Origin of the sequence: Peribacillus simplex (assembly GCF_001542915.1) — a bacterium.
Classification (GTDB): Bacteria; Bacillota; Bacilli; order Bacillales; family DSM-1321; genus Peribacillus; species Peribacillus simplex_B.
The window spans coordinates 111,300-121,858 of the sequence record NZ_LNNH01000023.1; the positions used below are offsets into that span (position 1 = coordinate 111,300).

Below are 10,559 nucleotides of genomic sequence, written 5' to 3' on the forward strand. Positions count from 1 at the left end.
CGCACCAGTTGATCTAAAGTAATCATTTCAAGTTGATCTCGCTGAATAGAATCATGTTTAGAAAGCATCCTCATCACCTCAAGTTTTTTAATACTTCAATTTTAAAACAAAAATGACTCCAGTCAAAAGTGTTCTATCTAAAAGGTAAGACAAAGTTGATTGGAGCGGGTGTTCGAGACTCCTGCGGGAAAAGCGCGTCTAGGGGGAGACCCCGCAGGCAAAGCCGAGGAGGCTCCCCGACCGCCCGCGGAAAGCGAGTGCCTGGAGTGGAAATCAACGTCTAAATTGTACAGGCCATAAAAATAGACAAACTCGATTTTCATCGAGTTTGTCTACAGTCTGAGACGGTTCTCGGGGAACCGTCTTTTTCGTCTCTATTTTGAGGATGCCTGTACTTTCAATCATCCAAAAGGTTTTGATCTGCCGCCTTTTCAATCGTTTCCAATTTAACCATAAGATCCTGCAGTTCTTCTTCCGTGAATGAATTGAAGTTCTTCCCTATCGAACGGTTATGCTCCGCAAGGACTTTTCCCAGAATCTCGATTCCCGCCTCTTTCAATTCAAGGTTTATGACCCTGCGGTCCTTTTCAGAGGGCTGCCGCTTCACATAATCCATTTCGACCAGCTTGTCTACAAATACAGTGATCGCACTTGGCTTTACGGTCAAAAAGTCAGCCAAATCTGTCGATTTAATCGATCCCTCTTTTTTTAATATCAGTAATATGAAAAACTGAGGCGACGTTAATCCATAAGGCTGAAGGTTTTTCGCTACGATGGCACGAAGCTTCTTCCTGATCCGAAAAATCTGCATTTCTATACTATTCGTTACTTCCCATTTAAATTCCAGACTTCTCACTCCTTATATAGGACAATCCTACCTCTTAAATTTAATTAAACGCCAATACATTGTCAACCTTCCTTCCCATATATCCTTAAAACTTTAAAAATTTAAATTTTTTTCCAATAATTTGTATTTATTTGCCACTTTTTTTCGGAATAAATTACATGACAAAAATTTATTAACCTGATAAACTATTTACTTATTAATGTTAATACTTATAAAAATTAATATTTATTAAAATTAATAATAAACATGTGATATAGGGGGCATGAATTAGATAAATACGTCATGTGAATGAATGAAGGTCAAGCAATATAAGTTATACGTATCAATCATCTATATTTTTGGAGGCGAAACAAGTGAATAGAGGACGTTTAGTTTTAGTCAATGTCATTGGTTTGGTTATTATATTAGCGGTTGTGGCCGGTGGGGCTTTTTACTATTATGAAAGCACGAATTTCATAAAAACGGATGAAGCGAAAGTTTCAGGAGATTTGTATACGATCGTTGCACCTGCTGCCGGTAAGCTAGCGGATTGGGATTTAGAAGAAGGTGACAGTGTCAGCAAAAATGACAAAGTGGCGAATGTAGCCACTGCAGCAGGAAAAGAAACGGTAAAAACAGCAGCACAAGGTACTGTCGTTAAAACTCAGGTACATGATGATCAACTAGTTCAAGCGGGTCAAACATTGGCTCAAACCATCGATATGAATGATTTGTCCATCACAGCTAATATCGAAGAGAATAAATTGAAAAAAATTGAAAAAGGTGACAGCGTCGATATCATCATTGATGGAGATTCCGATACCGTCTTCGAAGGTACCTTGGAACAAATCGGTTATGCTACAACTTCCGTCTTTTCCGTGATGGGCAATCAAAACAGCAGCGGAAACTATACGAAAGTCACGCAAAAAGTACCAGTTAAAATTTCCATTAAAGCTCCATCCGATAAAGTTCTGCCTGGTATGAATGCAGAAGTGAAAATTTCAACCAATTAATGAGCTACACAGTTATACAGAAAGGAGGCTTCCCTTAAATGGCTTCTCAAACAATCTCAATAAACGAAAACAAGGGCATGAAGCAGTTCGCCCCGATGTTAATTATCTTAATGCTGGGTTTGTTCATGGTCATTTTGAACCAAACCCTGCTTAGTGTCGCCATGCCGAGGATGATGGCCGAATTTAATGTAGCTGCGACTACGATACAATGGTTATCAACTGGTTTCATGCTGGTAAATGGGGCCTTGATTCCACTGTCCGCTTTCCTGATAGAACGATTTGGCACGAGGATCCTGTTCTTGGCCGCGATGTTTCTATTCACGATCGGAACACTCATTTGCGGTATAGCACCCAATTTCCCAATCATCCTCACAGGCAGGCTGATTCAGGCTGCTGGCGGAGGAATCCTGCAGCCATTGGTCATGACGATCATTCTTTTTATCTTCCCTCCAGAAATGCGCGGAAAAGGGATGGGAATCTTCGGCTTGGCTATCATGTTCGCTCCTGCCATCGGACCGACTTTATCCGGTTGGGTCATTCAGGAATATAGCTGGCGGGTCATGTTCTACGCAATGGTTCCATTAGGCATAATCATCATCATACTTGCCTTATTAAGTATGCGGAATGTAGCGGAGCCCAAAAAGATCAAATTGGACCTATTGGGAGCCTCGCTATCCTTGATAGGTGTCGCCTCCCTCTTATACGGTGTCAGTGAAGCAGGTTCCAAAGGCTGGACGGATTCGATCGTTCTCGGAACGATCATCATCGGGATCATCCTGCTGACCCTATTTGTGGTGCAACAGCTAAAATCGGATACACCAATGCTCGACTTCCGTGTATTTAAATATGACATGTTCGTATTATCGAATATCATTTCGGCCATCGTTACAGTTGCCATGTTTACAGGCATTTTCTTATTGCCGATTTATTTACAGACGCTTAGAGGATTCACACCTGTTCAATCCGGACTGTTGATGTTGCCTGGTGCCCTTGTCATGATGGTGATGTCACCCATTTCAGGAGCGCTATTCGACAAAGTCGGTCCACGTCCATTAGCATTGATCGGGTTAGGAATTACTGCTGTCACGACCTTCGAATTCGCTAATTTGACTACAGATACGACGTATTCGACTTTGGTCATCATCTATGCCATCCGTGCCCTTGGAATGTCCATGCTGATGATGCCGATCATGACAGCAGGGATGAACCAGCTGCCGAAGTACTTGAATACTCATGGAACGGCGATGAGCAATACGCTGAAACAAGTGACCGGAGCAATCGGTACCAGCTTCGTCACAACCATCTATACAAACCGCGCTACTTTCCATGGAACTTCCTTGGGAATGGATATGAGTACGAGTGATCCCGGATTTGTCCAGAATTTCCAGGCTATCGTCCAATCCATCATGAGCACGATGAATCAAACGAGTGAGCAGGCACGGGAAACAGCAATGTCATTGATTTCCGCCCAAATTCAAGGAAAAGCAAATGTAATGGGAATCAATGATGCATTCTTTTGGGCAACGGGCTTCGCAGTTGTCGGGATCGTACTCTCACTGTTTTTACGTGACGTCCGTAAGGATAAAGTAGTAATCCAACAAGCTCAAGAAGAAAAATTGGATGTACCTTTACTGCCTTCACCAGTGAAAAAATCGGTTTAATCATACGGGGGGATAAGAATGAAAATCTATGTTGTATACGACAGTGAAGGCAACCATACAAAAGCGCTTGCCGAATCAATAGCCCAGGGAGCCGCTGCGGTTCCTGGTGCCGAGGTTCTCATTGACCATGTAAACGAGGCGGATGTTTATAAGCTCCAGGAAATGGATGCCATCATTTGGGGCTGCCCGGGCCATTTCGGAACAATCAGTTCGAGTTTGAAGGCATGGATTGATAAACTTGGATATTTATGGGCAGAAGGGGCGCTCATCAATAAAGTGGGTGCTGTATTCTGTACGACAGCCACCGTACACGGAGGGCTAGAGGCAACCATGCTCAATCTGATCACCCCCATGCTTCACCAAGGAATGATCATCGTCGGCTTGCCCGGCACCGTTCCTGAAAACGCCTTGTATGGATCCTACTATGGTGTCGGGATAAGCTGCCCGCCCGGTGTGGACGATAACATCTCCAAAAACGACTTGCAGCTTGGGCAAGCATTGGGAAAACGGGTAGCCCAAGTCACCCGTTCATTCACAAACGAGCTCTAGGAGGCTTGATTCAATGGGCTTAATTCTAATTATCATCATCGTTGCGATTTTAGCGATCACGGGCTTGATCACCTTCAATATCAAAGCTTTATCACCTGAAGAGAAACCGGTTATCAAGGATGATGCTCCATCATCCAAATCGGGTTTATCTTCGGATGATGAGCTTGATACCGAAATCATCTTCCCTACAGACAACGATGAATTAAAAATGAAAGACCAGGATTATCGTTTGGCGCTTTCCAAGCTACATAAGCAAACCCCAAACGATGAACCATCAGAAGAAGAAGAAAAGAAACCGAACCTTGGCAAGATGAAGGATTCGGAATACCGGGGGAAGTTGAAGAATTTCCAGCAGAAGGACGACTGAAACCGGCAAACCCCTCAGGCATATTTGCCTAAGGGGTTTTTTTCAATGGTGAAGATATCGATTGCGATCTCCTTTTATATCCCCTTTTACCTCATGAACGGGAGAAGCTTTTACTTATTTTTCTGGTTGACAATTATTCACAAAGACCTTAAGCTTAGTTCATGCAACACAAACATTTCTTTAAACTCAGCTTTTGTTGAGAGACGGAATTTTAAAAGGATTTCCTTTTTTCGTTCGTCACTTGCCTTTTTGGCAGGTGGCGATTTTTATTTTTATAGGGGTGAAAAACATGCAACTTTTGAAGTATTCCATAATGGTGTTAATCGGTTCGATTTCATATGGTACACTATCGACCATGATGAAATTTGGTTTCAAGGATGGCCATTCTTCCGGTGAACTGGTCGGCAGTCAATATCTCATAGGCTGGCTGATCATTTCCGTTTTATTCCTTTTCTCATTCAAATATAAAGTACCTTGGAAAAGTATCGGATTGCTGATGATTACTGGCATGATGTCCACTTTCGTCGGAAAGGCATACGCCGTTTCCGTATCAGAGCTTCCCGCTTCGATTGCCGTCGTCTTTCTCTTTCAATTCACTTGGATAGGTGTCCTCATTGAAAGCTTACTAAATAAAAAACGTCCGGATAAAAATAAACTCATTGCCATTTTCGTTCTGTTCATCGGCACCTTATTTGCAGGAGCTATATTCGGACAGCCGCTCTCAGCACTGAGTTTGAAAGGTGTATTATTCGGCCTGCTATCCGCATTGCTTTTTGCGCTTTATATGTTTTGCAACTCCAAATTCGCAGTTGGGGAATCCTCGATGAAACGGTTGTTTTTCATTGCAACGGGAGCGATGCTGACTGCTGTAATCACCACCAATCCTGTAACACTCGTTACGAACCTTGTCCAAACGAATCTATGGTACTATGGTCTATTACTCGGCATATTAGGTGTGCTTGTTCCGTTCTTCTTCTTCGCTGTAAGTTTGCCGAAGGTGGGGGTCGGACTTGGAACGATTCTTTGTGCTGCGGAATTGCCATCGGCGATGGTCGTTTCCGTCATCTTCTTGAATGAGCATGTTACGTCACTGCAATGGTTCGGGATGTGCCTGATCATTTTCGGTATCGCCCTCCCTGAAGGAATGAAGCATCTTCCACAATTCCTTCCCGGCAGGAAAAAGGCGCTGCATGAAAATAGAATTCCTTGACCGGAATTGGATAAGCTTTTTACAACATAAGAAAGACCATTCCTAATCTGGTATGATCTCATACTGAAGGCAAGCTCGATATTGATTGAGCTTGCTTTCGGTTTTTTAGGTTATTACTAATAATGGACCGAAAAGCCCGAATTTTTGAACACACTGAAGCAAAATAAAAAGGTTTCGGAATGCGGTTCCGAAACCTTTTTGTTTACAGGCTGTGTCCCATTTAATCCTAATCCCCTTTTAGGAACCCAGTTGTTGCACTTGAAATAGGCTGAAATAATGTCCCTGCTTTTTCATGAGTTCTTCATGTGTGCCCATTTCGGTAATTTCCCCATTTTCGATATGAACGATTCGATCGGCATGGGTGATGGTTGATAAGCGGTGAGCCACGATGATGGTTGTCCGGTTATTAGCGAGGATGTCCAGCGCTTCCTGGATATAATGTTCACTTTCCAAGTCCAAGGCTGATGTTGCTTCGTCCAATACTAGGATAGGCGGGTTTTTCAAAAAGACTCTCGCGATGGCAACCCGCTGCTTTTGCCCTCCGGATAATTTCACGCCACGCTCGCCTACTTTCGTTTCGTATCCCTCTTTCAGGCCGATGATAAAGTCGTGAGCATTGGCCGCTTTAGCCGCTTCAATGACTTCCTCATCACTTGCATCGGGCCGGCCCATCAGAATATTGGCCTTAACCGATTCACTAAATAATATATTATCCTGCAGCACCATGCCGATTTTATCTCTTAAGCTCCGCACTTGAAAGTTCCGGATATCGGTTCCATCCAATAACACCCTTCCTTCCGTCACGTCATAGAAGCGGGAAATCAAGCTGACGATCGATGATTTCCCTCCGCCGCTCATGCCGACCAGTGCAATGGTTTCTCCAGGCAAAACATCCAAATTAATATGTTTTAACACAGGTGCCTCCCTCTCATCATACGCAAACGATACATCATCGAATGTAATATGGCCATCTACATGCTTCAGCTCTTGCGCATCTGGCTCATCATCGATATCATACTTCTCATCGACGAACTCAAACACCCTGTCCATGGAAGCCAATGTCTGGGTCATGGTCGTCGAAGAATTGACTAATCGTCTGAGCGGATTGTAGAGCCGGTCTATGAAGCCGACGAACGCAACCATCGTCCCCAATGATAATTGATCTTGAATGACCTGGTATCCGGCAAATCCTATCACGAGCAACGGCGCAATATCCGTAATCGTATTGACGACAGCGAAGGATTTGGCATTCCAGCTCGTATGCTTCAAGGCCTTATCCAGGAAATTCTTATTCTGCTGAGCAAATAATTCCTGTTCGCGATCTTCAATCGCAAAGCTTTTGATGACAGACATCCCAGAAACACGTTCATGAAGGTGACTCTGTACATCGGCTAATGCCTGGGAACGGACCCTTGTATAGGTTCTGAGCTTGCCAAAGAAATGCTTGATCGAGAAGGCATAGAAAGGAAGCATGATGATCGATACAATCGTTAACTTCACGTCCATCTTGAACATGATGGCTATCACGATGACGATCGTGGCAATATCAAGCCAAAGGTTCATCAAGCCCGTGATGACAAAGTTCTTCGTTTGTTCCACATCCGTGATCATCCTCGAGATGACCTCTCCCACTCTTGTGTTCGAATAATATTTAAAGCTTAGTTTCTGTATATGTGTAAATAAATCATTTCGGATATCATATAGTATTTTCGTTCCTGTCCATTGGGCGAAATACTGCCGATAATACTCGATTGGCGGTCTTATCGCAACGAAAATGAACAACATGATGCCCATGGCCCATAAAAGACGTTCTGATTTCACGGCCTTCGACAAGTCACCATTTCCGATGATGTCATCCACGATATACTTACTGAGCAGTGGCAGCAGCAGCGGGATCGCGAATTTTAACAGACCGATTAAAACCGTCCCGATTATCTCCCATTTATATGGCTTGACAAAATGCAAATATCTCTTGATGCTCTCCACGGAATCCCTCCATTTCTTACGGTCGATTTGCCAAGGGCTCACTCGTGCTAAAAAAGACCAGTCATGTTCTGTTATATTTTCCTTTTCGAAGCTGAACTATCAAACCGATTTCATTCAAAGTCTTCCAAATGGATGAAAATGAAAGATAGCCTTGCAGCGAAGCGGACCCTACACACCAGAAAAAGCCTGCTCAATAAGCAGCAGGCCTTTACTATCATCGATAGGTCAAGAAGCGTTCATACCAACTATCAATGAACTCTGCGGAGAATGGTCCTTTTCGCTGGCGTATCATATAAATTAAATAGTCTACGTTCTGTTTCAATATTGAATCGATGGCATCCGGGTAATTCATTTCTTTCCGATGCCTTTCATATTCATCCTCATCCAGCAAATTAAACGTCATATCTGGGAATACTTTAATGTCCAGGTCATAGTCAATGTATTTCAATGCTCCCGAATCGTATGTGAACGGCGAACTGATGTTGCAATAATAATAAACCCCGTCCTCCCTCAACATACCGATAACATTAAACCAATACTTTGAATGAAAATAGCAAATCGCCGGCTCACGTGTAATCCAGGTCCTACCATCTGATTCCGTCACCATAGTACGGTCATTCGCCGCTATCATCAGATTTTGGGTCCCTTTTAAAACGGTTGTTTCTTCCCAGATACGATGGATATGTCCATTATGTTTATAGCTATGGATTTGGATTTTTCCTCCTTCGGCAGGAACAATCCCCATTTATCTCTCCCTACTTTCTATAGACACCCATTCATCGTACTGTGCCCTATTCCGTTTGAAGTTGTTGTGTGTATTTAAAAATATATACTTTTTTCCATTTACCCTATATTCCTTTATTATAGCGATTTATTCGTAAATTTAAAACAAAAGTGGCTAATCTCTCCGTGGAAATGTGTAAAAAAGTCAAAAAAATCTGACCATCCACCCATTAACACTTAGAAATTAGCCTCTGATTTATCGTATAGCTGCCTGTTGCTGCTGAAAATAACGAATGACTTCTTCCGTTTGGCTCTCGAATCGATCATGAATACTTTTCAACTCCTGCTTCTTGAGTTGAATCTCTTCCTGGATGGTAATGGCTTCACTTTCTTCTTGCAAGGCCAGGAGCTGCTTCTCTATATCTTGGCATGTCTCGATTTCCGATTGTAAAAGTAAAAGCTTATCCATCGTCTTCAACTGGTCATTTATAAGCCGGTTAAATTCCTCCATGAATGCACCTTCCTCATCTGTTTTTTTCCATAGTATGTATATTCGATTTTAAACCGGACATCTCCTTTGACATAAAATGTAAACACAAAGAAACATTTGTCGAATCAAATGGAGCAAAAAAGAAAAGCACCCTTCAAAAGAAGGATGCCTTTCATTGTTGTAACAGCAATTAGCCTTGGCTTTTATTGCTTTGAGATTTTGCGTTTTGTTTTTTCACTTCTTGAACGTTTGTTTCAGAAGCAAACTCAGTGCCGTATTGGCCTTGGCCTTGTTGAGAAGCTTGGTTTTGTTTTTTCACTTCTTGAACGTTTGTTTCAGAAGCGAATTCAGTACCGTATTGACCTTGACCTTGTTGAGCTTGCCCGTTTTTGTTCTTTACATGTTGGATGTCAGTACCTGATTGCGTTTTGTTTTTAGCCATTGATATCACCTCCACGATAATAAGATAACCATCATGACCGTGTGTTATCCGGCTAAATTTTTCCAGTTTTCTTACACGAGCAAAGAAATGCCTCCATCAACGATGACGGTTTGTCCACGGATCATGCTCGCTCCATCGGAAATTAAAAACAGGATCGTGCTCACCATATCCTCCACCTCTACCATCCTTCCTGCAGGGGTCTGTTCTGCAGCCTCGGCCAGCATTTCATCCCGGTTCGGGAAGGACTTCAGGGCATCCGTATCGATTACACCGCCTGAAACGGCATTGACGCAAATGTTCTTCGCCGCAAGTTCGACCGCTAAATATCTTGTCAATGCTTCAAGCGCCGCTTTGGAAACACCCACAGCCGTATAATTTTTTAGGTAGCGAATCGAGCCAAGTGAACTGATGCTGACGATTTTCCCGCCTCCGTTCCTTTCCATCAATTTCGCCGCTTCCTGGGCACAGAAAAGGAGTGCCTTCGTGTTGATATCCATCGTCCAATTCCAATGTGATTCTTCAAGCTCCATCAAGGGACGCTGCACTCCGGATGCCGCATTATTGATGAAGATATCCAAGCGTCCATAATACGCTTCGATTTCCTCGAACATGCTTTTCACCTTTGCGACGTCGCCTACATTCGCCTTCACGACAAGAGCTTTCCGCCCCAACGCTTCAATTTCAGCTGCCACTTCTAATGCTTTCGACTTGCTTCGGGCATAATTAATAACGAGGTCGTAACCTTCCTCTGCAAGTTTTATTGCCGTGCTTCTACCTAAGCCTTTACTGCTGCCCGTAACGAGCGCTACTTTTTGTTCCATTTTTTATTCTTCCCTTCTGAGTAAACACCGAGTTATAAAATCTTTTTTAATAGGAGTGTGACTGTTATGTATGTTGGACGTGATATGACAGAGTTGTCGATGATGAAAAAATCGGATTGGGAAAATAGCGAGCTTGCCTATTTTCATCACTCCCTACAACAAATGGTACCTTATTTAAACCAAGAAGGACAGAGCATCCATGGCGAAATCGTCAAAGAAATTGAAAATAGGGGCGGCCTTACCAGGCAGGAAGCCGATTATACACATGGAACGAAACCGGTTTACGATTGATTTAAAGAAAAAAGAGGATATCTTTGCCGATATCCTCTCAGTTTGTAGACAAAAGGGGTTCGGAATTAAAAAATTCCGATCCCCTTTTGAAATTCCTTTGAAATTTTGACCAAAGGTTACGAGATTTGGGCTCTTCGAGCCGCTATGTTAAGCCGTTTTAGGACCTTGCCATGTCCAAGT

12 protein-coding genes are annotated in these 10,559 nt (G+C 43.0%); 6 read left to right on the forward strand and 6 right to left on the reverse strand.

Features of this window, described 5'->3' with window-relative positions; genetic code table 11:
• Nucleotides 1-397 precede the first annotated feature (397 nt).
• Nucleotides 398-811, reverse strand: a complete 414-nt coding sequence (locus tag AS888_RS12525; protein WP_155645476.1) for a MarR family winged helix-turn-helix transcriptional regulator — start codon at nucleotides 809-811, stop codon at nucleotides 398-400.
• A gap of 389 nt (nucleotides 812-1,200) precedes the next feature.
• On the opposite strand from AS888_RS12525, the gene AS888_RS12530 reads away from it, so the two are divergent.
• The 5 genes from AS888_RS12530 (at nucleotide 1,201) to AS888_RS12550 (ending at nucleotide 5,626) form a co-directional block, all read left to right on the forward strand.
• Nucleotides 1,201-1,839: a biotin/lipoyl-containing protein gene (locus AS888_RS12530; protein ID WP_061142481.1), complete on the forward strand. Its 639-nt coding sequence runs from the start codon at nucleotides 1,201-1,203 to the stop codon at nucleotides 1,837-1,839.
• A 53-nt stretch (nucleotides 1,840-1,892) separates the two neighbouring features.
• Nucleotides 1,893-3,500 (forward strand): DHA2 family efflux MFS transporter permease subunit, encoded by a 1,608-nt coding sequence (locus AS888_RS12535; protein WP_397251726.1) that lies wholly within the window; start codon nucleotides 1,893-1,895, stop codon nucleotides 3,498-3,500.
• A gap of 18 nt (nucleotides 3,501-3,518) precedes the next feature.
• Nucleotides 3,519-4,049, forward strand: a complete 531-nt coding sequence (locus tag AS888_RS12540) for an NAD(P)H-dependent oxidoreductase (RefSeq protein ID WP_061142483.1) — start codon at nucleotides 3,519-3,521, stop codon at nucleotides 4,047-4,049.
• Nucleotides 4,050-4,062: 13 nt separating this feature from the next.
• Nucleotides 4,063-4,416: a hypothetical protein gene (locus AS888_RS12545; RefSeq protein ID WP_061142484.1), complete on the forward strand. Its 354-nt coding sequence runs from the start codon at nucleotides 4,063-4,065 to the stop codon at nucleotides 4,414-4,416.
• A gap of 289 nt (nucleotides 4,417-4,705) precedes the next feature.
• Nucleotides 4,706-5,626: an EamA family transporter gene (locus tag AS888_RS12550; protein ID WP_061142485.1), complete on the forward strand. Its 921-nt coding sequence runs from the start codon at nucleotides 4,706-4,708 to the stop codon at nucleotides 5,624-5,626.
• 237 nt (nucleotides 5,627-5,863) lie between these two features.
• On the opposite strand, the gene AS888_RS12555 is transcribed toward AS888_RS12550, so the two are convergent.
• From AS888_RS12555 to fabL, 5 genes are all read right to left on the reverse strand, one after another.
• A complete protein-coding gene (locus AS888_RS12555) occupies nucleotides 5,864-7,612 on the reverse strand; it encodes an ABC transporter ATP-binding protein (RefSeq protein ID WP_061142486.1) in 1,749 nt (582 codons plus the stop codon).
• Between the two features lie 214 nt (nucleotides 7,613-7,826).
• Complete coding sequence (gene ntdP / locus AS888_RS12560) at nucleotides 7,827-8,357, reverse strand: nucleoside tri-diphosphate phosphatase (RefSeq protein WP_061142487.1); 531 nt, start codon at nucleotides 8,355-8,357, stop codon at nucleotides 7,827-7,829.
• Nucleotides 8,358-8,591: 234 nt separating this feature from the next.
• Nucleotides 8,592-8,846 (reverse strand): YgaB family protein, encoded by a 255-nt coding sequence (locus tag AS888_RS12565; RefSeq protein WP_061142488.1) that lies wholly within the window; start codon nucleotides 8,844-8,846, stop codon nucleotides 8,592-8,594.
• Nucleotides 8,847-9,015: 169 nt separating this feature from the next.
• Nucleotides 9,016-9,267, reverse strand: a complete 252-nt coding sequence (locus AS888_RS12570) for a gamma-type small acid-soluble spore protein (protein WP_061142489.1) — start codon at nucleotides 9,265-9,267, stop codon at nucleotides 9,016-9,018.
• Nucleotides 9,268-9,338: 71 nt separating this feature from the next.
• Nucleotides 9,339-10,088, reverse strand: a complete 750-nt coding sequence (gene fabL / locus AS888_RS12575) for an enoyl-[acyl-carrier-protein] reductase FabL (RefSeq protein ID WP_061142490.1) — start codon at nucleotides 10,086-10,088, stop codon at nucleotides 9,339-9,341.
• 66 nt (nucleotides 10,089-10,154) lie between these two features.
• Between fabL and AS888_RS12580 the strand changes: the two genes are divergently transcribed.
• Nucleotides 10,155-10,379 (forward strand): hypothetical protein, encoded by a 225-nt coding sequence (locus tag AS888_RS12580; RefSeq protein WP_061142491.1) that lies wholly within the window; start codon nucleotides 10,155-10,157, stop codon nucleotides 10,377-10,379.
• Nucleotides 10,380-10,559: the final 180 nt, after the last annotated feature.

Bases quoted from the DNA above. Each gene is read 5' to 3' on its own strand.
- AS888_RS12525 (WP_155645476.1), bottom strand. From the start codon at position 811: ATGCAGATTTTTCGGATCAGGAAGAAGCTTCGTGCCATCGTAGCGAAA.
- AS888_RS12540 (WP_061142483.1), top strand. From the start codon at position 3,519: ATGAAAATCTATGTTGTATACGACAGTGAAGGCAACCATACAAAAGCG.
- AS888_RS12545 (WP_061142484.1), top strand. From the start codon at position 4,063: ATGGGCTTAATTCTAATTATCATCATCGTTGCGATTTTAGCGATCACG.
- AS888_RS12550 (WP_061142485.1), top strand. From the start codon at position 4,706: ATGCAACTTTTGAAGTATTCCATAATGGTGTTAATCGGTTCGATTTCA.
- ntdP (WP_061142487.1), bottom strand. From the start codon at position 8,357: ATGGGGATTGTTCCTGCCGAAGGAGGAAAAATCCAAATCCATAGCTAT.
- AS888_RS12565 (WP_061142488.1), bottom strand. From the start codon at position 8,846: ATGGAGGAATTTAACCGGCTTATAAATGACCAGTTGAAGACGATGGAT.
- AS888_RS12570 (WP_061142489.1), bottom strand. From the start codon at position 9,267: ATGGCTAAAAACAAAACGCAATCAGGTACTGACATCCAACATGTAAAG.
- fabL (WP_061142490.1), bottom strand. From the start codon at position 10,088: ATGGAACAAAAAGTAGCGCTCGTTACGGGCAGCAGTAAAGGCTTAGGT.
- AS888_RS12580 (WP_061142491.1), top strand. From the start codon at position 10,155: ATGTATGTTGGACGTGATATGACAGAGTTGTCGATGATGAAAAAATCG.